Below are 23,772 nucleotides of genomic sequence, written 5' to 3'. Positions count from 1 at the left end.
GTTTCTTATAAAAATGAAAATCCAAGTTAGAGTATCTCATGAAAAAGATACAAAATATGCATCTTTAATTTGTCAAAAAATTAAAGAATCAGCAAAGATAAGAGGAACTGGAATTGCAAAAAAAGATCCAGAATATATTAAATTAAAAATGATTCATGGAAATGCAATAGTTGCTTTTTACAATGGAGAATTAGCGGGTTTTAGCTATCTTGAAATTTATCAAAATAAAGAATTTGTTGTTAATTCTGGTTTAATTGTTTTTCCTGAATTTAGAAAAAAAGGGTTAGCAAAAATTATTAAAATTGAAATATTTAAACTTTCTAGAAAAAAATTTCCCAATTCTAAAATTTTTAGTATAACAACAAGTAATCCAGTAATTAAAATTAATACAGAATTAGGTTTTAAACCTGTTTCTTTTAATGAATTAACTCAATCAGAAGAATTTTGGAAAGGATGTAAAAGTTGTGCAAACTTTGATATTTTAACCAAAAATAAAAAAAAAATGTGTTTATGTACAGGTCTTTTATATAATCCTCATCAAGATAAAAATTTAAAAAATAAAAATACAAAAAATAATTATTTATCTTCAGGAGATAAGATTCTTTTAGCTTATAGTGGAGGATTAGATACCTCTTATTGTTTAAAATATCTTATTCAAGAAAAAAAATATGAAGTTCACACAGTTATTATTAATACAGGAGGATTTAATAAAAATGAATTAGAAAAAATTGAAAATAGAGCTATAAGTATTGGATCTAAATCTCATAAAGAAATTGACGCTATAGAAGAATACTATCAAAATTGTATAAAATATCTTATATTCGGAAATATTCTGAAAAATAATACTTATCCACTTTCAGTCAGTTCAGAAAGAATTTTTCAGGCCATCAAAATAGCAAAATATGCAAATTTTATTAAAGCAAAAGCAATTGCTCATGGAAGTACAGGAGCTGGAAATGATCAAATAAGATTTGATATTGCTTTTCAAATTGTTTGTCCAGAAAAAATAACTTTATCTCCTATAAGAGATATGAAAATTTCTAGAGAAAAAGAAATAGAATATTTAAAAAATCAAGGAATATCTATTTGCTGGAATCAAGCAAAATATTCTATTAATAAAGGAATTTGGGGTACTAGTATAGGAGGAAAAGAGACTCTTACTTCTTATCATGATTTTCCAGAAGATGCTTATCCTACAAAATTTAGTAGTATAAAAAAAAGTGAAAAATTAGAATTGGAATTTGAAAAAGGAGAATTAATAAGTGTTAATAAAGAAAAAAATAAAGCTGTAAAAAATATAATAAAAATTAAAGAAATAGCTTCAGAATTTGCTATAGGAAGAGGAATTCATATAGGAGATACTATTTTAGGAATTAAAGGAAGAGTTGCATTTGAAGCTTCAGCTGCAATTATTATTATTAAAGCTCATCATTTATTAGAAAAACATATTTTAACAAAATGGCAACTTTATTGGAAAGAACAACTTTCTAATTGGTATGGGATGTTACTTCATGAAGCTCAATATTTAGACCCTGTTATGCGTGATATAGAAAAATTTTTAAAAAGTACACAAGAAAGATTGACCGGTACTGTAGATATAGTTCTATATCCTTATAGATTTCATTTAGTAGGAATTAAATCTAAATTTGATTTAATGGCATCTTCAAATATAGCTCAATATGGAGAAATGAATTATGCTTGGAGTGCAGAAGATGTTAAGGGTTTTACAAAAATTTTGAGTAATCAGATGAAAATGTATCATAATTTAAAGAATAAAGAATAATGATTAAAATAGGTATTATTGGAGGAGCGGGATATACTGCCGGAGAATTACTTCGATTGATGATTCATCATCCTAAAATTATAATCAAAAGTGTAGTTAGTAAAAGTAATCAAGAAAAATTTATTCATTTGATTCATCAAGATTTATTAGGAGAAATAGATAATATGAAATTTACTCGTTCTTTAAAAAAAGAACTTGATGTTGTATTTCTTTGTTCTGGACATGGAGAATCTAGAAAAGAATTGAATAATATTAATATTTTGGAAAAAACAAAGGTTATTGATTTAAGTCAAGATTTTAGAATATTCCATCAATCTTCTTTTAAGAAAAGAAATTTTATTTATGGATTACCTGAATTACAAAAAAAAATAATTAAAAAATCGAATAATATAGCAAATCCTGGTTGTTTTGCTACAGCTATTCTTTTAGCTATTTTACCATTAGCTAAAAATCAATTATTAAAAAATAATATTCATATTAGTGCTATAACTGGTTCTACAGGATCTGGAAGAAAAAATAGTGATACTAATCATTTTAGTTGGAGAAATAATAATATTTCTGTTTATAAAATTTTTCAACATCAACATTTACAAGAAATTCAACAAACTATACATCAAGTACAAAATAATTTTTGTAATAAAATTTATTTTGTACCTTATAGAGGTAATTTCTCAAGAGGAATTATAATTACTTTATATACTCATACTATTTTTTCTTTAGAAAAAAATAAGGAAATATATAAAGAATTTTATAAAAATCATCCATTTGTAAATATTTCTGATGTTAATATTGATCTTAAACAAGTGATTAATACTAATAAATGTATTTTATATCTTATAAAAGAAAATGATCAATTGATTGTTATAAGTATTATAGATAATCTTATAAAAGGAGCTTCTGGTCAAGCTATACAAAATATGAATATTATATTTAATTTGGATGAAACTTGTGGTTTAAAATTAAAATCCATTCGTTTCTAATCAAAAAAAATAATATGAAATTATTTGACGTTTATCCTATTCTAGATATAGAATTAAATAAAAGTGAAGGATCTTATTTATATGATGTACAAGGTAATATGTATTTAGATTTTTATGGAGGACATGCTGTTATATCTATTGGTCATTCACATCCATATTATATAAAATCTTTAACAGAACAAATTCATAAAATATCCTATTATTCTAATAGTGTTTATATTTATCAAAAACAAAAATTAGCTAATCTTATTGGAAAAATTTCAGGATATGAAGATTATTCGTTATTTCTCTGTAATTCAGGAACAGAATCTAATGAAAATGCATTAAAAATAGCTTCTTTTCATACAGGAAAAAAAAAGGTCATAGCCTTTAAGGGGGCTTTTCATGGGAGGACAAGTGGTAGTGTTTCTGTAACAGATAATTATAAATTAGTATCTCCTTTTAATACTCAACATGAAACTATATTTTTAGATTATCATGATTTTGATTCTTTAGAAAAAGAATTAAAGAAAAAAAACATTTGTGCTTTAATTACTGAAGGAATACAAGGAATATCTGGAATTATAGATCCAGGATCTAATTTTTTTTGTAAAATTAGATATTTGTGTAAAAAATATGATACAGTATTGATTATTGACGAAGTACAAAGTGGATATGGAAGAACAGGATCTTTTTTTTCTCATCAATTATATCCTATACAACCAGATTTAATTACTATAGCTAAGGGTATGGGAAATGGATTTCCTATAGGAGGAGTATTAATTCATCCTAAATTTAAACCATATTATGGTATGTTAGGAACTACTTTTGGCGGTAATCATTTAGCTTGTGCAGCAGGAATTGCTGTATTGGAAATTATTAAAAAAGAAAATTTAATTGAAAATGCGAAAAATATGGGAAAAATATTGTTACAAAAATTGCATTTTATTCCTGAAATAAAAAAAATAAGGGGAAGAGGTTTAATGTTAGGTTTAGAATTTAATTTTCCAATTCATGATTTAAAAAATATTTTAATTTACAAAGAAAAAGTATTTGTTGGAATATCTAATAATCCATATATTTTACGATTATTACCACCATTGAATATTAATATCAGTCATATAAAATTATTTCTTTTAAAATTAAAAAATGCCTTATCATATTTATATAAAAAAAATGGAATATAATAAAATAATAAATAGGGCAATACTTATATTAGAAGATGGTACAAAGTATGAAGCTTCTCATTTTGGAGCTCCAGTATCCTCTTCTGGAGAGGTAGTATTTAATACATCTATGACAGGTTATACAGAAAGTATGACCGATCCATCTTATAATGGTCAAATTCTTACTTATACTTATCCTATTATCGGAAACTATGGAGTTCCATCTTCTTCTTATAAAGAATATATTTCTGAATTTTATGAATCCGATAAAATTCAAGTATCCGGACTTATTATATCTTATTATTCTCATCGTCCATATCATTGGAATATGAGTTTATCTTTATCTGATTGGTTGTATAAAAATGGAGTTCCAGGATTACATGGAGTAGATACTAGATTTTTAGCAAAAAAACTTAGAGAAAAGGGAGGATCTATGTTAGGAAAAATTGTAATAGAAAATGAAGATATTCCTTTTTATGATCCTAATAAGGAAAATATTTCTAAAAAAGTTTCTATTCATGAAAAAATTACATATGGAAATGGTATATACAAAATATTACTTGTAGATTTTGGTTTAAAAAATAATATTTTACGTTGTCTTTTGCGAAGAAATTGTACTATTATAAGAGTTCCATGGGATTATGATTTTACCAATGAAGAATATGATGGGTTGGTTCTTTCTAATGGACCTGGAAATCCTAAAATTTATGAAAAATCTATATATTATATTCGTATAGCTATGAAAAAAGAACGACCTATATTTGGTATATGTTTAGGTAATCAACTTTTGGGAATTGCAGCTGGAGGAAATACTTTTAAATTAAAATATTCTCATAGAAGTCATAATCAACCAGTTATTTCTGTAAAAACAGGAAAAAGTTTTATTACATCACAAAATCATGGATATGTTTTAGATGCAATAAATCTACCAAAAGAATGGAAAATATTTTTTAAAAATTTAAATGATGATACTTGTGAAGGCATCATTCATGATAATAAACCTTTTTTTTCGGTACAATTTCATCCAGAAGCTTCAAGTGGACCAACAGATACCGAATTTTTATTCGATTTTTTTATCAAAAAAATTATTGTTCATAAAAATAAACAATAAATAATTAAAAGAATTTTCCAAAATTAGTATGAAAATAGATAAAGTACTTATCCTGGGATCAGGTGCATTAAAAATAGGAGAAGCTGGTGAATTTGATTATTCTGGAACACAAGCATTAAAAGCTCTTAAAGAGGAAGGAATTTATACTATATTGATTAATCCAAATATTGCAACAGTTCAAACTTCAAAAGAAATTGCTGATAAAATTTATTTTCTTCCTTTAACTTTATATTTTATTAAAAATGTTATAGATAAAGAAAAACCAAAAGGAATTTTATTGTCTTTTGGTGGACAAACTGCATTAAATTGTGGTATTCAGCTTTTTAAAGAAGGAATTATAGAAAAATATAAAATTCAAGTTTTAGGAACTCCTATTAAATCTATTATTCACAGTGAAGATAGAAATTTATTCAGGAATAGATTGACTCATATTAACATAAAAACAGCAAAAAGTTTTGTAGTTCATTCTATAGATGATGCTATATACTATTCTTTAGAAATAGGGTTTCCTATTATCATTAGATCTGCTTATACCCTTGGAGGGTTAGGAAGTGGTTTTGCAAAAAATATTAATGATTTAAAAAAAATAGTAAATAAGGCTTTTTCTTATTCTTCTCAAATTGTAGTAGAAGAATCTTTAGAAGGTTGGAAAGAGGTTGAGTATGAAATAGTTAGAGATAAATATGATAATTGTATTTCTGTTTGTAATATGGAAAATTTTGATCCTATAGGAATTCATACAGGAGAAAGTATTGTAGTTGCCCCATCACAAACTCTAACAAATTCGGAATATTATACTTTAAGAAAAGTAGCAATATATATTGCTAGAAATTTTAATATAATTGGGGAATGTAATGTTCAATTTGCATTAAATCCTAATTCAGAAGATTATCGTGTTATTGAAATTAATGCACGTCTTTCTCGTTCAAGTGCTCTTGCGTCGAAAGCAACTGGTTATCCTTTAGCTTTTGTAGCCGCAAAATTATCTTTAGGATATGGATTGCATGAATTAAAAAATTGTGTAACTAAAAATACTTCTGCTTTTTTTGAACCAGCATTAGATTATGTAGTATGTAAAATTCCTAGATGGGATCTTAATAAATTTTATGGTGTTTCTAATAGAATTGGAAGTAGTATGAAAAGTGTCGGTGAAGTAATGTCTATTGGAGGTTCTTTTGAGGAAGCATTACAAAAAGGAATTCGAATGTTAGATATAGGTAAACAAGGTTTTATCAATATGAATAAAAAAAAAATAATATCTCATCATCTTCTCAAAGAATTTCTTAAAAAACCTACCGATAAAAGAATATTCTTTTTAGAAAAAGCTTTAGAAGAAGGTTTTTCAGTAAAAAAAATACATGATTTAACGAAAATTGATCCATGGTTTATATATCAACTTGATAATATTTTTCAAACGAAAAAAAAGATAGAAAGTTTTAAAAATTGGAGTGATATTCCGTATGAATTGTTAAAAAAAGCGAAAAAAGAAGGTTTTTCTGATATGCAGATTGCTATTATTTTTTTAAATAAGAAAAATAATCAATGTAAATATAAAAATATTTATCATTTAGAAAAAAAAATAAGAAAATATAGAAAAAAAAATAATATAGTTCCATATGTACGACAAATTGATACTTTAGCTTCTGAATATCCAGCATATACAAATTATTTATATTTGACTTATCATGCTATTCAACATGATATTATTTATGAAAAAGATGAAAAATCTGTTATTACATTAGGATCTGGTGTTTATAGAATAGGAAGTAGTGTAGAATTTGATTGGTGTTGTGTTAATGCATTGAATACTATTAAAAAAGAATCTTATAGATCAATAATGATTAATTGTAATCCTGAAACTGTAAGTACTGATTTTGATATATGTGATCGATTATATTTTGAAGAACTTACTTTAGAACGTGTATTAGATATTATTGAATTGGAAAAACCAAAAGGAACAATTGTTTCCATGGGTGGTCAAATTCCTAATAATTTGGTTATAAAACTTTATGAAAGAAAAGTAAAAATTTTGGGAACATCTCCTATTTCTATAGACAAGGTAGAAAATAGATATAAGTTTTCTCATGCTATGGATTATTTAAAAATTGAACAACCTAGATGGAAAGAATTATCTGATTTGGATACTATTTATCAATTTGTAAAAGAAGTAGATTTTCCCATCTTAGTAAGACCTTCGTATGTTCTTTCAGGTGCTGATATGAATGTTCTTTCTAATAAAGAAGAATTACATCATTATCTTAATGAAAAAATATCTATATCTACAGAATATCCATTAATTATTACAGAATTTATTAAAGATGCAAAAGAAATTGAATTAGATGCTGTTTCTCAAAATGGAGAAATTTTATATTATGCTATATCGGAACATGTAGAGTTTGCTGGAGTCCATTCAGGAGATGCCACTTTGGTATATCCTCCACATAATATATATTTGTCAACATTGAGAGAAATTATTGATATATCTAAAAAAATATCCAAATATTTTAATATATCTGGTCCTTTTAATATTCAATTTCTATCTAAAAATAATAAAATAAAAGTAATTGAATGCAATTTGAGAGCTTCTCGAAGTTTTCCTTTTGTATCAAAAGTATCTCATTTTAATATGATTGAATTAGCTACTCAAGTTATTCTTGGAAAGACAAAAAATAAAATAACACCTAATTTTCTTATGACTAATTTTTTAGGAGTAAAAGCTTCTCAATTCTCTTTTTCTCGTTTACAAGATGCAGATCCTATTTTAGGGGTAGATATGGCTTCTACAGGAGAAGTAGGTTGTTTAGGAAATACGTTTGATGAAGCACTGTTAAAATCAATGCTTTCTGTTGGGTACACAATTCCAAAAAAAAATATATTGATATCTGGAGGCCCTATTAGATCAAAATTGGATCTTTTAGAAGTAATAAAACTATTACAGAAAAAAGGATATATATTATTTGCAACAGAAGGAACCAATAATTTTTTATCACAAAATAGTATTCACTCTATAAGAGTTCATTGGCCAAATGTAAAAAAATCTTTAAATGTTATTGAATTAATAAAAAATAAAAAATTTGATTTGATTATTAATATACCAAAAAATCTCAGTAAATCAGAATTGGATAATGATTATGCTATAAGACGTTCTGCTATTGATTTTAATATACCTATTTTAACTAATGCACGTTTAGCAAAAGCTTTTATACAAGCATTCTGTAATTTATCTATGGAAAAATTATTTATAAAAGATTGGAATGAATATAAATGAAAAATTTGATGAAAAAATTTTTTAGTGTAGAAGATGTTACAAATGTATATGATCTTATTAAAGAAGCTATTTTTTTAAAAAAGAATCCATATAAATATAAACATATTGGAAAAAATAAAACAATTGGATTAGTTTTTTTTAATCCTAGTTTACGAACAAGAATTAGTTGTCAGAAAGCCGCTTTTCATTTAGGATGTAATACTTGGATATTAAATATTCATAAAGATTCTTGGAAAATTGAAATAAATGATGGAAGTGTTATGAAAATGACACAAGAACATCTTAAAGAGGCTATTTCTGTTATGAGTATATATTGTGATATTCTTGCAGTTAGAACTTTTCCTAATTTATCAGATAGAGATTATGATTACAAAGAAGTAATTTTTAATAAAATATTGAATTATTCTAGAGTTCCAGTCGTAAATATGGAAAGTGCTACTTTGCATCCTTTGCAATCTTTAGCAGATGTAATGACTATTGCTGAGTTTACATCTTTTTTTAAAAAAAGATGTAAAGTTGTATTAAGTTGGGCTCCTCATATTAAACCATTACCTCATTCTGTAGCAAATTCTTTTACTCAATGGATATCCAAAATAGATAAAATTGATTTTATTATTGCGTGTCCTGAAAAATACAATCTTGACGAAAAATTTTCTAATAGAGTTTTTACTACACATAATCAAGATGTGGCATTTATGAATGCTGATTTTATTTATGCCAAAAATTGGAGTAGTTATTTAGATTATGGAAAAATTGTTTGTAAAAATTATGAATGGATGATTACTGTAAATAAAATGAAACTAACAAATCATGCTAAATTTATGCATTGTTTACCTGTTAGGAGAAATATTGTGGTGGAAGATGCTGTTTTAGATAGCAAAAATTCTATTGTATTGCAACAAGCAGAAAATAGAATTTTTGCTTCACAAATAATTTTTTTAAAAATTCTACAGTCTTTATAATGAAAATACATATAGTAAAAATTGGAGGTCATTTAATTAATGACCAAAATATTCTTAATTTTTCTTTGAAATCTTTTTGTCAATTAAAAGGAAATAAAATATTGATTCATGGAGGAGGTAAAAAAGCAGATATTATTTCAAATAAAATGGGAATTTCTCAAAAAATTATAGAAGGAAGAAGAATTACAGATAAAGATACTTTGGATATAGTTATTATGACTTATGCAGGAATGATTAATAAAAATATTGTAGCTATATTACAATCTTATAATTGTAATGCTTTTGGTTTATCTGGTGCAGATGGAAATTGTATTCAATCGAATTTACGAAAAAATAAAAAAATTGATTATGGATATGTAGGGGATTTAAATGGTAAAAGTATTAATATACGTTTAATAAAATTTTTATTAACAAATAATATAATTCCTGTATTTTGTTCTATTACTCATGATGGAACAGGAAATTTATTAAATACAAATGCAGATACTATAGCAACTTATATGGCAATATCCTTATCTAGGGAAAAAAATTCTGAAATAGAATTACATTTTTGTTTTGAAAAAAAAGGAGTTTTACGAGATATACAAGATTCTAAATCTTATTATAAAAAAATAAATTTTAATTTATTTCAAAAAATGAAAAAAAATCATTCCATAAAAAATGGAATGATTCCTAAATTAGAAAATGCTTTTTTTGCATTAAAAAATGGAGTCACTAAGGTAAGCATAGGATTACCTAATTATTTAAATGATATGAACAATAAGACTATTATATGTCCATAGTTAATTTTTTGAAAATTTTGAAAAAAGAAGCTATAAAACTTCTGATACAACTAATTAATACTCCTTCTATATCCAAACAAGAAAATAAAGTATCTTTTATTATAGAAAATTATCTTCATAAATATGGATTTCATGTTAAAAGAAAATTTAATAATATATGGACTGAAAATAATAATTTTTTGAAAAAAAAAAATATACGAACTATATTATTAAATTCTCATCATGATACGGTAAAACCAGGAAAAAATTGGATAACAAATCCTTTTTATGCTAAAAAAAAAGAAAATAAACTTATAGGATTAGGAAGTAATGATGCTGGAGCTTCCGTTGTTTCATTAATATCTACTTTTATATATTTAAGTAATTTAGATAAATTACCTTACAGATTAATTCTTTCAATTACTGCAGAAGAAGAAATATCCGGATCTTTAGGAATTAGATCCATTTTATCTGAATTAGGAGATATTGATTTAGGAATTGTAGGTGAACCAACAAAAATGCAAGTAGCTATTGCTGAAAAAGGGTTAATGATATTAGATTGCATAGCTGAAGGAAAAACAGGACATTCTGCAAGAGATATAGGTATTAATGCTATTTATAAAGCAATAAAAGATATAGAAATTTTAAAAAAGTTATCTTTTGATAAAAAATCAGAATTATTAGGTCCTATTACTTTAAATATTACTCAAATTCAAGGAGGAATCCAACATAATGTTATTCCTGATTTTTGTTCCTTTGTAGTAGATATAAGAACAAATGAGTTATATAAAAATGATGAATTAATTGATATTATACAAAATAAAATTTTTTCTAAAATAAAACTTCGTTCTTATTATTTAAATTCTTCTTTCATCAATCCTATGCATCCTATTGTTTTAAAAGCTAAATTAATGGGAAGAAAAACATATGGATCTCCTACCCTTTCTGACCAAAGCATTATGCCTTTTCCAACAATTAAAATGGGAGTTGGAGATAGTGTTCGTTCTCATACTCCTAATGAGTATATTTTTATTTCAGAAGTAATGGAAGGAATAGATATTTATATATGTTTGTTAAAAGATTTTTACTTTTAAATTTAAAACAAAAAAGGTAAATTTGTTATGTCCTTAAAAAAAAAAAATATGTTACAAGAAATAAACGATGATAACTTTGAAAAGTTCGTTAATAAATTGTATAAAGATAAACCTATTTTAGTAGATTTTTGGGCTCCATGGTGTGCTCCATGTCAATCATTATCTATTTTATTAGAAGACATATTTTCTGAATATAATGATAAAGCATTAATTTTTAAATTCAACGTGGATAATAATCCAAAAAATTCTTCTAAATATGGAATACGTAGTATTCCTACTATGATTTTTTTTAAAAATGGAGAAAAAAAAGATATTCATATTGGAATTGCATCTAAAGATGAAATTAGAAAAAAATTAGATGCTTTAATTGTTCAATAATTCATTTAATTGGTCTGGTAGTTCAGTTGGTTAGAATACATGCCTGTCACGCATGGGGTCGCGGGTTCAAATCCCGTCCAGACCGCATTATGTAAAATGTATATAGTTTAATTTTTATTTTGGATTTTATATTTTATAAGATCTTCTATAGATATAATTTTCATATTAAATTTTTTAGCAATATGAATTAACTGGGGTAAACGTGCCATAGATCCATTTTTATTCAAAATTTCTACCATAACCCCTCCAGGTTTACATCCAGCCATTTTAGTTATATCAATAGCTGCTTCTGTATGACCAGGTCTTTCTAAGATACCTCCTTTTTTTGCGCAAAGAGGAAATATATGACCTGGTTTATTAAATTCTTCTGGTTTTACTTTATTAACTAATGCAAAAATAGTTTTTGCTCTATCTGAAACGGAAATACCAGTACTAACTCCATATCCTCGTAAATCAACGGATACAGTAAAAGCGGTTTTTCTAGGGTCTGTGTTATTTTTTACCATCATTTGAAGTTCTAATTGATTACATTTTTCTTCTGTTAGAGATACACAAACGAGTCCTCTTCCATGAGTAATTAGAAAATTTACAATTTTAGGAGTTATTTTTTCAGCTGCTACTATAAAATCTCCTTCATTTTCACGATTTTTATCATCTACTACAATAATAATTTTTCCACTTTTTATATCTTGAATGGATTCTTCAATATTATTCAAATTTTTATTTGAATCAAAAACCATATTTATATATATTTGATATTTGATTTTTTTTTTTATATTTAAAAAATATAAAAATCATCCATTACAGTTTTATAAGTCATCCATATACTTATTGGAAAAAAAATACAATTAGGAATCCATGCTCCTATCCATGGATCTATTTCATTTTTTTCTACTTTATTTTGAGTTATAGTTAGCAAAGTATAGTAAATAATAAATATAATTAATGCTACAATAGTAGGCACCCCTATTCCTCCTTTTCTAATAAAAGCACCTAATGGAGCTCCAATTAAAAACATAATAATACATGTTACTGGAAATGTAAATTTTTTTTGCAATTCTAATTGTAATTTTATTAAATGATAGATATTTTTTTCTTTTTTTAAAAATTTAATTTTTTTCATCAGAGTTTTTGTATCATAGGAGTCATAATCATCTAAATTTTTTATTTTTTCATAATCTTCATAAGAAGGAATTTTAAAATTTTGAATTAAAGTATCAAATTGTACAATTTGATAAGAATATTGTCCTTTTTTTTCATTTTTATTTTCACTATATAAAATACCATTCATTAATTTAAATTGAATGGATTCATATTTATCTTTATTTATAATAAAGAATCCTTTCTTAGAAAGAATAGTATTTACTAATAAATTTTTATCATAAAAAAAAATAAATACATTATGTAGTTCTTGATTATTTTTCGATTTATTGTCTATTTTTATGAAAAAATTTGGTAATAAATTTACAAAAATTCCTTCTTTTAATTTAAAATATGGATGAGTTAATGAAATTTTATATCCTAATTTTTTAGCTTTTATTTTTGCTTTTGGAATGACTAAATCTGAAAATAAATATAATAAAATTGATAAAATACAGGTAAAACCTAAAATAGGTTTCATTATACGAAAAAGAGATATTCCAGAAGATTTTATAGCAGTTAACTCTTGAGTTTCTGAAAAATTACCGTATGTTATGAGAGAAGTTAATAATAATGATATAGGAGTAACTAATGGAATAATAGATATACCAAAATAAAATATAAATTTTATAATTATTAAAATATTAATATTTTTACCAGATAATTCATCGATTTGACTCCAAAAAAATTGAATCATAAAAACAATAAATATTGTAAAAAAAATAATAAAAAAAGGAGCTATAAATAAACGAAGAATATATAAATCAAGTTTTTTGATTGGAATCATAATATTTTTAATAATAAAAATAACATTTTACTTAATCTGGTTTTGGTAATAAAAAATATTCGTTTTTTTTATCATTATATTTATAATAATTAACTATTTTTTTAATATCTTGCAAATCGATGAAGGGAGATTGTAACCGTATTAATTCATTTTTATTAGAAAATAGTAGATCTCCTTTTCCTATTAATTTTTCTGCTCCCGTACAATCTAATATTGTTCTAGAATCTATTTTAGAACTTACTCTAAATGCAATTCTTGCAGTAAAATTTGATTTAATTAATCCGGTAATTACATCAACTGATGGACGTTGTGTTGCTATAATTAAATGAATTCCTACAGCACGAGCAATTTGTGCTAACCGAGTTATATATGTTTCTATTTGTTTATTTTGACGAAAAGAAAAAATTAAATCAGCAAATTCATCAATAATTAAAATTATATAAGGTAAATGATATTTTTTATTATGTTTTATATTATTGTATTCTTGAATATTTCTAACTTTATTTTTTTCTAAAATAGCATATCTATTATCCATTTCTTTACATAAAGAGTTTAATATATTTTTTATTTTATGTAAATCTGTTATTATAGGTTCTATAGAATTAGGAATAGTAGCAAAATAAGATTTTGAAATTTTTCTATATATAGATAATTCTACTTTTTTTGGATCAATTAAAACAAATTTTATATTTTCTGGATTTTTTTTATATAATAAAAAAATAATAATAATATTTAATATAACAGATTTTCCTTGTCCAGTTGATCCTGCTATTAGTAAATGAGGCATTTTTACCAAATCTATAATAAAAATTTTATTAAATACATTTTTTCCTAAAATAATAGGTAATTCCATTTGATAACTTTTTTTTTTGCTTTCTTCTGAAAAAATAATGTCTTTCATATAAACAGTATGACGATTATAGTTTGGAATTTCTATTCCAATAGATCCTTTTCCAGGAATGGGAGCTATAATTCTTATGGATATAGCAGATAAATTTAAGGCTATTTCATTTTTTAAATTTTTTATTTTTGAAATTCTTGTTCCTACCTTAGGATATATTTCATATAAACTAAAAGTAGGTCCTATTATGGATTTAATTTGATATATTTCTATTTTATAATAATTAAGAACTTGTATTATTTTTTTTTTATTAGAATCTATATCTAGATTATTGTTATTATTTGATATAGAATAGGAAGAACAATTCTTTTTAGAATTCTTAGAAGAAAAAATAGAATATAGAATATTTTTATTTTTTTTATTATTCAAATGACATTGATTATTTTTAATTTTATTTAATTTGAATAGTTTATTAATAATGTTTTTTATATTAATAAATAAATGAAAAAATTTTAAAATGTCTATTTCTTCGTAATATTGTATTTTTTTTTGCATTTCATTTGTATTTGTAATACGAAAAATAATGATAAAGTAAAAAATAATATTTGTAAAAAGAAGTATATATGATCCTATTTTTCCAAATAAATGTATCAATAATTTTCCTATTTCAAATCCAATAACTCCACTAAATATTCCTTGATAAGGAACAATAATATAAAAAGTTATTGGTAACCATATACTAAAAAATATAAATTTATATATTGTTGATTTATAAAAATTGTTGAATAATTTTTTTTGAAAAAAAATTTTAAAACCAGTGATAAATAATATTATAGGAATAAATAAAGCACTAATTCCTATTCCACAGAAAATAAAAACATGAGAGATAAAAGCTCCTATTTTTCCAAGTAAGTTTTCTGCTATAATTTCTTTATCAAAAAATTTTGATAACTGGCTTTGATCATTTTCCCAATGAAAAAGAAAAGAAAAAAAACTTAATAATAAAAAAAGGCTACTCATCAATAAAAAAAATCCTAAAAATATTTTAGGAGTTTTTTTTTGATTTTTTCTTTTTTTTTTAGTATTTAAAAAATTTTTATACATTTTATTTTATTAAATATTTTTTAATTATTTAAAAGTTTTTTATACTGGAAAATTTATTATATTATATAATAATTATATAATAATAATAAATTAAAAAAATGAAAAAAATAAAAATGATTTTTTTTGTTCTTTTTTTAGGATTTTTTTATCCTTTTCATAATATCAATTATAGTTACGCTGATGAAGGAATAATTAATCAAAAAAAAGATAAAAATTCTCAATTTAACATATTTCTAGATTTTAGAAATAGTATTCATTCTATTGTAAAAAAAGAATCTTTTGAAGGATCTCGTTTCTATGAAGACTATTTAAATTTAGAAATTATAGGAAAGGCAAATGATAAAATTAGTTATCATTTTGCAAAAAAATTGAATGATTTGAATGATATAAAAAATAAAACAATAGTTGATTTAGCTTATTTAAAATATAAGTGGAATGATAAACTATATTTTTTAATAGGAAAACAACCTTATTCTTTTGGAAGCATGGAATATTATAATAAGATATATGAATCACCATATCAATATATAAATGTATATAAAAATCAGGAGAATCCTATTGGATTAAATTTTATTTATATTCCAATAAAAAATCATGAATTACAATTACAAGTTGTAAATAGTATAAAAAATTTATATTATAAAGAAGAAAATAAGAAAGAAGAAAAGAATCCTATAGGTTATTCTTTGAATTGGAATTGGAGTTTGTTTAATCATAAAATAATACAAAATAGATGGTCATATTCTATTTTTCAAGAAAATGAACATAAAAAATTTTGGAAATTACTTGCTTTAGGTAGTAAAGTAGATTTAAAATATTTTTCTATAGAAGCAGATTATATATTAAGTGATGAAGATATAGACAGAAATGGTGATATAACAAACATATTACGTTCATGTCATTCTGATTATAAAGAGATAGTTCCTTTAAAAAATGGAATTTATTTAATAAAATTAAAATACAATTTTATTCCAAAATGGAATTTAATTGCAAAAGGAGTATATGAAATGAATACTTCTAAAAAAGGAGTTAATAATATTTTGGAAGGAAATAAATTATTCAAAAAAGCATATACTTATTATGGAGGTATAGAATTTATTCCTATAAGAAAAAATGAAGATCTTAGTTTTTATTTTTTGTATAAAAATCAAATAATTAATTACAATTTAGATCATCCAATTAAAGCAGAAAATAAAAATAATCATTTTATAACTTTAGGATTTAGTTATCGTATTAAAATGATTTAAATTAAAAAAATATTAAAAAAATAAAATATATATAGTAAAATAGTGTAAAAATATCGAGATATTTTCTCGATATTTTTATTTCATTTATATTAATATGAAAATAGGACTTTATTTTGGATCATTTAATCCCATACATTTAGGACATATAATTATTGTAAATTATATAATAGAATTTTTAGATATAGATCATGTTTGGTTCGTTGTTTCTCCACAAAATCCATTAAAAAAAAAAATCTTTTAGATTATGAACAAAGAATTAAAATGGTTCAAATAGCTATTTATGGTTATGAAAAAATGAATGTTCTAGATATAGAATATGGATATTATCCTTCTTATACGATTCATACATTGAACAATATAGAAAAAAAATATCCTAAAAATAAATTTTCTCTTATCTTAGGACAAGATTCTTTTTCTTCTTTCAAAAAATGGAAAAATTATAAATTTATTTTGAATAAATATAATATTTTAGTTTATCCTAGAATTGGTCATTTTTCCAATACTTTTTTTAAAAAAAAAAATATAATTTTTTTAAAAAAAGCTCCAATTATTGAAATATCTTCTTCTTTTATTCGAAGATCTATTCAAAAAGGAAAAAATATAAAACCTATGCTTCATACAGAAGTTTGGAATTATATAATAAAATATCAATTTTATAGAAAAAAAATAAAATAATTTTTTTTATTTAAAATTATAATAATATTGATGAGCTTTTTTTAATAATTTGATAAATTCAAGTTCTACGAATATTTTTTGAATAGAATTCCAATTTGGTTTTTTAACATAAAATTCTTCATCATAAAAAGAAAAAAAAGGAATATTAGTTACTATTGTAACTAATTTTTTGGATAAAAAACCTAAATTTTTATTTTTTTCAATATTTATTTTCATTTTTCCATGAAGATCATGAGTTGAATTGAGTAATTTTTCAATATTACCATATTTTTTAATAAATTTTTTTGCATTTTTTTCTCCTATTCCTGGTAATCCTGGTATGTTATCAGAAGGATCTCCCATCATACTCCATAAATCTATAATTTGTTTTGGATATTTTACTCCATATTTTTTTTGAATTTCCTTTATTCCGAATATTTTTTTTGGATTTCCTTTAAAAGGAGGTCTATAAACTTGAATATTTTTTGTAACTAATTGAAAAAAATCTTTATCCAAAGTAATGATATAAATCATATATCCTTTATTTTCTGCTTTTTTTGCTATTGTTCCAATCATATCATCTGCTTCATATCCATTTTTTGCATAAAAAAAAGAAATTTGAAAAGTTTTTAAAATTTTTATAATATAAGGAATTGCTATGTAAATAGCTTCTGGTGTTTTTTTCCTATGTTCCTTATATTTATAATATTCTTTTTTTCTAAAAGAAATTTTTTGACTATCATCAAAAATAATAGCCATATAAGATGGTTTCTCCTCATTTAATATTTTTATTAAGAATTTTGTAAAATTAATAATAGGAGAAGTATTAAGACCTTTATAAGTAAAAAGTGGATTATTTATATAAGCATAATAACTTTGATATATCAATGGATATGCATCTATTAAAAATAATTTTTTATTATTATTCATATTTTATTAAAAATTTCATAATTATATCATGAACAAATCAAATAAATATACAGTTACTGCAGCTTTACCATATGCAAATGGACCAATTCATATTGGTCATTTATCAGGTGTTTATTTTCCTGCAGATATTTTTGTTCGTTATCTGAGACGAAAAAATATAGATGTTATTTTTATATGTGGATCGGATGAACATGGAGTTCCTATTGCTATGCAAGCTAAAAAAGAAAAAAAAACTCCTCAAGAAATAGTCAATAAGTATCATAAAATGATTAAAAATTGTTTTAATAATTTTGGTATAAAATTTGATAATTATTCTAGAACTTCTACAAAAATTCATTACAAAATGTCTACTTCTTTTTTCAAAAAACTTCATGAAAAAAAAAAAATTTTTGAAAAAATATCTGAACAATATTATGATAAAAAATATGAACAATTTTTAGCAGATAGATATATATCCGGTATATGTCCACATTGTAAAAAAGAGGAAGCTTATGGAGATCAATGCGAACATTGTGGAAGTTCATTAATTCCTGAAGAATTAATACATCCAAAATCTACCATAAGTGGTAGTTTACCTATTTTAAAAAAAACCAAACATTGGTATTTTCCTTTAAATAAATATCAAAAATTCTTAGAAAAATGGATTTTAATTAATCATCAAAAAGATTGGAAAGTTAATGTATATGGACAAGCAAAATCTTGGTTAGACAAAGGATTAAAACCTCGTGCTATTACTAGAGATTTAACTTGGGGAGTTCCTGTTCCTATTTTGCAAGAAAAAGGAAAAGTACTATATGTATGGTTTGAAGCTCCTATCGGATATATTTCGTCTACTATAGAATGGGCAAAGAAAAAAAAAATAGATTGGAAACCTTATTGGAAAGATAAAAAAACTAAATTAATTCAATTTATAGGAAAAGATAATATTGTTTTTCACTGCATTATTTTTCCAGTCATACTTAAAGCATATGATAGTGGATATATTTTACCGGATAAAATATTAGCTAATGAATTTCTTCATTTAGAAAATAAAAAAATATCTACTTCTAAAAAATGGGCAGTATGGGGTCATGAATATTTAGAAGATTTTCCCAATCAACAAGATACCCTACGTTATATTCTCATTGCTAATATGCCAGAAAAAAAAGATAATAATTTTAATTGGAAAGATTTCCAAAGAAGAAATAATACAGAGTTGGTTGCTATATTAGGAAATTTTGTTAATAGGAGTTTAACTTTAGTTAAAAAGTATAATAATGGAATTGTTCCTCATCCAAGTATTTTATCTATAAAAGATCAAAATATTTTAAATAAAATAAAAAATTATCCAGAATATATAGGTAATTTGATTGAATCATTTAAATTTAAAGAATCATTAGCATGTTTTATGAACTTAGCTAAAGTAGGAAATAAATATTTAACAGAAGAAGAACCTTGGAAAAAAAAAGAAATAAAACGTATAAAAACCATTCTTTATGTTTCTTTACAAATTGTTGGAATGTTAGCTCAATTATCAGAACCTTTTCTTCCATATACTGCAAAAAAATTATTAAATATACTTCGTATAAAACCTTTTTTTTGGAATAAAATAAAAGAAAAAATTTTATGTCCAGGACATTTATTGGGTGATAATACATTTTTATTTAAAAAAATAACTAATAAAAGCATTGAAAAACAAATAAAAAAATTAGAAAAAAATAATATAAATACAAAAAAAAATTCTAAATAAAATTTAATTAAATATTATCATAAAAGTATATTTTACTATTGCGGAGAGAGAGGGATTCGAACCCCCGGAGGTATAACCCTCAACGGTTTTCAAGACCGCCGCAATTAACCGCTCTGCCATCTCTCCACTATATATTATTTATTATATGTGTATTTCTACTATATTATTCATAAGATCTTGCATTGTTTCTCTTTTTCTTATAAGAAAATCTTTTCCATGAAAAATTAAAACTTCAGAAGGTCTATAACGAGAATTATAATTAGAAGACATAGAAAAACAATAAGCTCCCGCATTTTTTATGCATAAAATATCACCTTCACGGATTTCTTGAATTTTTCTATTAAAACCAAAAGTATCCGATTCACAAATATATCCCACTACCGTGTAAAAACGAAAACGACCATTTGGATTAGAAATATTTTCAATACAGTGATAAGCATCATAAAACATAGGACGAATAAAATGATTAAAACCTGAGTCTACTCCTGCAAAAACAGTTGAAATCGTATGTTTTATGACATTTACATGAACTAAAAAATATCCAGATTCACTAACTAAAAATTTACCTGGTTCAAAAATCAAAGAAATTTTATTTCCGTAATTTTTACAAAAATCTTCAAATTTTTCCGTTAAAGAATTACTTAAAGCAGTAAGATCCGTTTTTATATCGTTTTTTTTATATGGAACTTTAAATCCACTTCCAAAATCAATATAGTCAATATTGGAAAAATCAATAGCTATTTGAAACAATATTTTTGCTCCTTCTAAAAAAGATTTAATATCTGATATATCAGATCCTGTATGCATATGAAATCCTTCTATTTTGAGTCCTGTATTTTTTACAATTCTTTTCATATGAGGAATTTGATAATAAGAAATTCCAAATTTAGAATCAATATGTCCTACTGAAATTTTTGAATTTCCTCCTGCCATAATATGCGGATTTATTCTTATTCCTATAGAATAATTTGGATAATATTCTCCAAATTGTTCTAAAATGGATAGATTATCTAAATTAATTCTAACTCCAAACCCAACGGCTTTTTTTATTTCTTGAATAGAAACACAATTAGGTGTAAATATAATTTTTTTAGGATGAAAACCAGCTTTTAATCCTAATTCTACTTCCTGAATAGATACGGTATCTAATCCACTTCCTAATTTTTGAAAAAATTTTAATATATTCAGATTAGTATTTGCTTTACAAGCATAATTAATTATTAAATTTTTAATTCTACTAAAAGCATTTTTCATCTTTATATATTGTTTTTTTATTTTGCAAGAATCGTATATATAAAGTGGAGTTCCGTATTTTTTTGCTAATTGAATTAATTGTTCTCTATGAATTGGAGAACTAATATTTTTTAATTCATTCATTTTTAATAAATAAAAAATCAAAAAAACATGTTAAGTAAAATTTTTTTTACAATAAAGCTAAATGAATTACATCATTCATATTTCTAACATAATCAAAGGTTAATCCTTTTAAATGTTCTGATTTAATTTCTTCTACATCTTTTTTATTATCCTGTGAAAGAATAATTTCTTTAATATTAGCACGTTTAGCTGCTAGAATTTTTTCTTTAATTCCTCCTACAGAAAGAACTTTTCCTCTTAGGGTAATTTCTCCTGTCATAGCTAAATGAGGTTTTAATTTTCTTTTTGTAAAACTGGAAACTAAAGAGGTCAACATTGTTATTCCTGCAGATGGACCATCTTTTGGTACCGCCCCCTCAGGAACATGAACATGTACATTTTTTTCTTCAAACATTATAGGATTTATGTTAAATTCTTTATAATTTGCTTTAATATATTGTAAAGCGATCGTAGCAGATTCTTTCATAACTTCTCCTAAGTTACCAGTAATACTTAAATTACCTTTTCCTTTTGATAAAATAGATTCAATATATAAAATATCTCCACCAAAATTAGTCCAAGCTAATCCTGTGACCACACCTGGAACATTATTTTCTTCATAACGATCAGGGTCATTTGGAATTCCAAGAATATTTTCTATTTTTTCAATACTTAAATGTTTGACATATTTTTTATTCATAGCAATATGTTTGGCAACATAACGTGCTAATTTAGCAATATGCTTTTCCAGAGTTCTCAATCCAGATTCTCTTGTATAACTTTCAATAATTTTTTCTATTTGTTTTGTTCCAAGTATTAAATCTGATTTTTTTAATCCATTTTCTTTGAGTTGCTTAGTAAGTATATGTTTTTTTACAATTTGTGTTTTTTCTTCTACTGTATATCCATTCATTTCTATAACCTCCATTCTATCTATAAGAGCTGGTTGTATATGAGATAGTGAATTTGCTGTAGCAATAAACAATACTTTTGATAAATCATAACCCATTTCTAAAAAATTATCGTAAAATGAAGTATTTTGTTCAGGATCTAAAACTTCTAACATAGCAGAAGAAGGATCTCCATTTGTTCCTAAACCCATTTTATCTATTTCATCTATGACAAAAACAGGATTGGAGGTTCCTATTTTTCGTATAGATTGCAAAAGACGCCCAGGCATAGCCCCTATATAAGTTCTTCTATGTCCTCGTATTTCAGATTCATCGTGTAATCCACCTAAAGAAATACGTACGTATTTTCTTTTTAGTGCAGTAGCTATAGATCTTCCTAATGAAGTTTTACCTACTCCAGGTGGTCCATAAAAGCATAAAATAGGAGAACGCATATCTCCTCTTAATTTTAAGACAGCTAAATATTCTATAATACGTTCTTTGACTTTTTCTAGACTATAATGATCTCTATCTAATATTTTTTGTGCATATTCTAAATCAAAACTATCTTTTGAATACCTTCCCCAAGGAAGGTCAATCATTAATTCTAGATAATTTCTCTGTACTGTATATTCAGGCATTTGAGGATTAATTCTTTGCATTTTGAGTAATTCTCTATCAAATTGTTTTTTTGCTTCTTTTGTCCATTTTTTTCTAGACGCTTTAATACGCATTTCATCAATTTCTTTTTCATAAGAAATATCTCCTAATTCTTCTTGTATTGCTTTAATTTGTTGATGCAAAAAATATTCTCTCTGTTGTTGATCCATGTCACTACGAACACGAGATTGAATATCATTTTTTAATTTAATTTGTTGATGTTCTACATTAAGAAAACGCAATGTTTCCATTGCCCTTTTTTTTAAATCATCGTATTCTAACAATTTTTGTTTATCTCTAGTAGCCAAATTCATATTTGCTGCTACGAAATTTATTAAAAAAGAAGGACTTTCTATATTCCTAATAGCAATACTGGCTTCTGATGGAATATTAGGATTATCTTGAATAATTTTTATAGCAATTTCCTTTATAGATTCTACCAAAGCAAGGTATTCTTTATCCTTACAGGAAGGTTTATTTTCTTCTAAAGCTATAATTTCTGCTTTAAAATAGGGATCATTTTGAATAAAACGATTCACTTTAAATCTTCTTTTTCCCTGCAAAATAACAGTTGTATTTCCATCAGGCATTTTTAATAATTTTAATATTTTAGCAACTGTTCCAATGGAATACAAATCTTTTTCACTGAGATTTTCAATACCAGAATTTTTTTGTGTTAATACTCCAACTGTTTTATCTAATCCATAAGCATCTTGTAACAATTGAATGGATCCACTTTTTCCTGCTATAATTGGAAAAACAATTCCGGAATACAAAACCATATTTCTGACTGTTAAGATACATAATTGTTTAGGAATTTCGTCTTTTAATAGCTGATCTTCTTCATCTTGACTCATTAATGGTATGAACTCAGCTTCAGATTCAAATCCAGATTCTGTAAATATATTTTTTAGTAACATAAAAAAAATAGATTTCTTACTTAAATGATGCA

General features: G+C 24.1%; 17 protein-coding genes, 2 tRNA genes and 1 pseudogene. 13 read left to right on the top strand and 7 right to left on the bottom strand.

Features of this window, described 5'->3' with window-relative positions:
* Nucleotides 1-13: 13 nt before the first annotated feature.
* From H0H41_RS01625 to H0H41_RS01580, 10 genes are all read left to right on the top strand, one after another.
* Nucleotides 14-1,783, top strand: a complete 1,770-nt coding sequence (locus tag H0H41_RS01625) for an argininosuccinate synthase domain-containing protein (protein WP_185871981.1) — start codon at nucleotides 14-16, stop codon at nucleotides 1,781-1,783.
* Nucleotides 1,783-2,763 (top strand): N-acetyl-gamma-glutamyl-phosphate reductase, encoded by a 981-nt coding sequence (gene argC, locus H0H41_RS01620; RefSeq protein ID WP_185871980.1) that lies wholly within the window; start codon nucleotides 1,783-1,785, stop codon nucleotides 2,761-2,763. Before H0H41_RS01625 ends, argC begins: the two co-directional genes overlap by 1 nt.
* 14 nt (nucleotides 2,764-2,777) lie before the next feature.
* Complete coding sequence (locus H0H41_RS01615; protein WP_185871979.1) at nucleotides 2,778-3,929, top strand: aspartate aminotransferase family protein; 1,152 nt, start codon at nucleotides 2,778-2,780, stop codon at nucleotides 3,927-3,929.
* Nucleotides 3,919-5,019 (top strand): glutamine-hydrolyzing carbamoyl-phosphate synthase small subunit, encoded by a 1,101-nt coding sequence (gene carA / locus H0H41_RS01610; RefSeq protein WP_185871978.1) that lies wholly within the window; start codon nucleotides 3,919-3,921, stop codon nucleotides 5,017-5,019. Before H0H41_RS01615 ends, carA begins: the two co-directional genes overlap by 11 nt.
* A 28-nt stretch (nucleotides 5,020-5,047) precedes the next feature.
* Complete coding sequence (carB, locus tag H0H41_RS01605; protein WP_185871977.1) at nucleotides 5,048-8,287, top strand: carbamoyl-phosphate synthase (glutamine-hydrolyzing) large subunit; 3,240 nt, start codon at nucleotides 5,048-5,050, stop codon at nucleotides 8,285-8,287.
* Nucleotides 8,288-8,295: 8 nt separating this feature from the next.
* Nucleotides 8,296-9,249, top strand: a complete 954-nt coding sequence (locus H0H41_RS01600) for an N-acetylornithine carbamoyltransferase (RefSeq protein ID WP_185872513.1) — start codon at nucleotides 8,296-8,298, stop codon at nucleotides 9,247-9,249.
* A complete protein-coding gene (gene argB / locus H0H41_RS01595; RefSeq protein WP_185871976.1) occupies nucleotides 9,249-10,031 on the top strand; it encodes an acetylglutamate kinase in 783 nt (260 codons plus the stop codon). Before H0H41_RS01600 ends, argB begins: the two co-directional genes overlap by 1 nt.
* A complete protein-coding gene (locus H0H41_RS01590) occupies nucleotides 10,022-11,104 on the top strand; it encodes a M20 family metallo-hydrolase (RefSeq protein WP_185871975.1) in 1,083 nt (360 codons plus the stop codon). The genes argB and H0H41_RS01590 overlap by 10 nt, the downstream gene beginning before the upstream one ends.
* 48 nt (nucleotides 11,105-11,152) lie before the next feature.
* Entirely contained in the window at nucleotides 11,153-11,482 is a 330-nt protein-coding gene (gene trxA, locus H0H41_RS01585; RefSeq protein ID WP_185872511.1) for a thioredoxin, read from the top strand.
* 11 nt (nucleotides 11,483-11,493) lie between these two features.
* Nucleotides 11,494-11,567, top strand: a tRNA-Asp gene (locus H0H41_RS01580).
* A gap of 22 nt (nucleotides 11,568-11,589) precedes the next feature.
* On the opposite strand, the gene ribB is transcribed toward H0H41_RS01580, so the two are convergent.
* From ribB to H0H41_RS01565, 3 genes are read right to left on the bottom strand one after another with little or no spacing between them, the layout of a single operon-like run.
* Nucleotides 11,590-12,222, bottom strand: a complete 633-nt coding sequence (ribB, locus tag H0H41_RS01575) for a 3,4-dihydroxy-2-butanone-4-phosphate synthase (protein ID WP_185871974.1) — start codon at nucleotides 12,220-12,222, stop codon at nucleotides 11,590-11,592.
* A gap of 38 nt (nucleotides 12,223-12,260) precedes the next feature.
* Nucleotides 12,261-13,409, bottom strand: coding sequence for an LptF/LptG family permease (locus H0H41_RS01570; protein WP_185871973.1), 1,149 nt, complete (start codon nucleotides 13,407-13,409; stop codon nucleotides 12,261-12,263).
* A 31-nt stretch (nucleotides 13,410-13,440) separates the two neighbouring features.
* Nucleotides 13,441-15,354, bottom strand: a complete 1,914-nt coding sequence (locus H0H41_RS01565) for a DNA translocase FtsK 4TM domain-containing protein (protein WP_185871972.1) — start codon at nucleotides 15,352-15,354, stop codon at nucleotides 13,441-13,443.
* Between the two features lie 98 nt (nucleotides 15,355-15,452).
* On the opposite strand from H0H41_RS01565, the gene H0H41_RS01560 reads away from it, so the two are divergent.
* Nucleotides 15,453-16,601 (top strand): porin, encoded by a 1,149-nt coding sequence (locus H0H41_RS01560; protein ID WP_185871971.1) that lies wholly within the window; start codon nucleotides 15,453-15,455, stop codon nucleotides 16,599-16,601.
* Between the two features lie 94 nt (nucleotides 16,602-16,695).
* Nucleotides 16,696-17,276 (top strand): annotated as a pseudogene (gene nadD / locus H0H41_RS01555) (nicotinate (nicotinamide) nucleotide adenylyltransferase).
* Between the two features lie 6 nt (nucleotides 17,277-17,282).
* On the opposite strand, the gene H0H41_RS01550 reads toward nadD, so the two are convergent.
* Nucleotides 17,283-18,185: a 5'-3' exonuclease gene (locus H0H41_RS01550; protein WP_185871970.1), complete on the bottom strand. Its 903-nt coding sequence runs from the start codon at nucleotides 18,183-18,185 to the stop codon at nucleotides 17,283-17,285.
* Nucleotides 18,186-18,213: 28 nt separating this feature from the next.
* Between H0H41_RS01550 and metG the strand changes: the two genes are divergently transcribed.
* Complete coding sequence (gene metG / locus H0H41_RS01545; protein ID WP_185871969.1) at nucleotides 18,214-19,914, top strand: methionine--tRNA ligase; 1,701 nt, start codon at nucleotides 18,214-18,216, stop codon at nucleotides 19,912-19,914.
* A 41-nt stretch (nucleotides 19,915-19,955) separates the two neighbouring features.
* Here the strand turns inward: metG and H0H41_RS01540 are convergent.
* From H0H41_RS01540 to lon, 3 genes are all read right to left on the bottom strand, one after another.
* A tRNA-Ser gene (locus H0H41_RS01540) sits at nucleotides 19,956-20,040 on the bottom strand.
* A gap of 15 nt (nucleotides 20,041-20,055) precedes the next feature.
* Nucleotides 20,056-21,291 carry a diaminopimelate decarboxylase gene (gene lysA, locus H0H41_RS01535; protein ID WP_185871968.1) on the bottom strand — a complete coding sequence of 412 codons (1,236 nt, stop codon included), beginning with the start codon at nucleotides 21,289-21,291 and terminating at the stop codon, nucleotides 20,056-20,058.
* 46 nt (nucleotides 21,292-21,337) lie between these two features.
* Nucleotides 21,338-23,740, bottom strand: a complete 2,403-nt coding sequence (gene lon, locus H0H41_RS01530) for an endopeptidase La (RefSeq protein ID WP_185871967.1) — start codon at nucleotides 23,738-23,740, stop codon at nucleotides 21,338-21,340.
* Between the last annotated feature and the right edge of the window lie 32 nt (nucleotides 23,741-23,772).

Source organism: Blattabacterium cuenoti (assembly GCF_014252255.1).
Lineage (GTDB): Bacteria > Bacteroidota > Bacteroidia > Flavobacteriales > Blattabacteriaceae > Blattabacterium > Blattabacterium cuenoti_J.
Note: the sequence above shows the minus strand (reverse complement) of the source record. Positions and strands in the feature narration are given on the sequence as shown.

Bases quoted from the DNA above. Each gene is read 5' to 3' on its own strand.
- H0H41_RS01625 (WP_185871981.1), top strand. From the start codon at position 14: ATGAAAATCCAAGTTAGAGTATCTCATGAAAAAGATACAAAATATGCA.
- argC (WP_185871980.1), top strand. From the start codon at position 1,783: ATGATTAAAATAGGTATTATTGGAGGAGCGGGATATACTGCCGGAGAA.
- H0H41_RS01615 (WP_185871979.1), top strand. From the start codon at position 2,778: ATGAAATTATTTGACGTTTATCCTATTCTAGATATAGAATTAAATAAA.
- carA (WP_185871978.1), top strand. From the start codon at position 3,919: ATGGAATATAATAAAATAATAAATAGGGCAATACTTATATTAGAAGAT.
- carB (WP_185871977.1), top strand. From the start codon at position 5,048: ATGAAAATAGATAAAGTACTTATCCTGGGATCAGGTGCATTAAAAATA.
- H0H41_RS01600 (WP_185872513.1), top strand. From the start codon at position 8,296: ATGAAAAAATTTTTTAGTGTAGAAGATGTTACAAATGTATATGATCTT.
- argB (WP_185871976.1), top strand. From the start codon at position 9,249: ATGAAAATACATATAGTAAAAATTGGAGGTCATTTAATTAATGACCAA.
- H0H41_RS01590 (WP_185871975.1), top strand. From the start codon at position 10,022: ATGTCCATAGTTAATTTTTTGAAAATTTTGAAAAAAGAAGCTATAAAA.
- trxA (WP_185872511.1), top strand. From the start codon at position 11,153: ATGTTACAAGAAATAAACGATGATAACTTTGAAAAGTTCGTTAATAAA.
- ribB (WP_185871974.1), bottom strand. From the start codon at position 12,222: ATGGTTTTTGATTCAAATAAAAATTTGAATAATATTGAAGAATCCATT.
- H0H41_RS01570 (WP_185871973.1), bottom strand. From the start codon at position 13,409: ATGATTCCAATCAAAAAACTTGATTTATATATTCTTCGTTTATTTATA.
- H0H41_RS01565 (WP_185871972.1), bottom strand. From the start codon at position 15,354: ATGTATAAAAATTTTTTAAATACTAAAAAAAAAAGAAAAAATCAAAAA.
- H0H41_RS01560 (WP_185871971.1), top strand. From the start codon at position 15,453: ATGAAAAAAATAAAAATGATTTTTTTTGTTCTTTTTTTAGGATTTTTT.
- H0H41_RS01550 (WP_185871970.1), bottom strand. From the start codon at position 18,185: ATGAATAATAATAAAAAATTATTTTTAATAGATGCATATCCATTGATA.
- metG (WP_185871969.1), top strand. From the start codon at position 18,214: ATGAACAAATCAAATAAATATACAGTTACTGCAGCTTTACCATATGCA.
- lysA (WP_185871968.1), bottom strand. From the start codon at position 21,291: ATGAATGAATTAAAAAATATTAGTTCTCCAATTCATAGAGAACAATTA.
- lon (WP_185871967.1), bottom strand. From the start codon at position 23,740: ATGTTACTAAAAAATATATTTACAGAATCTGGATTTGAATCTGAAGCT.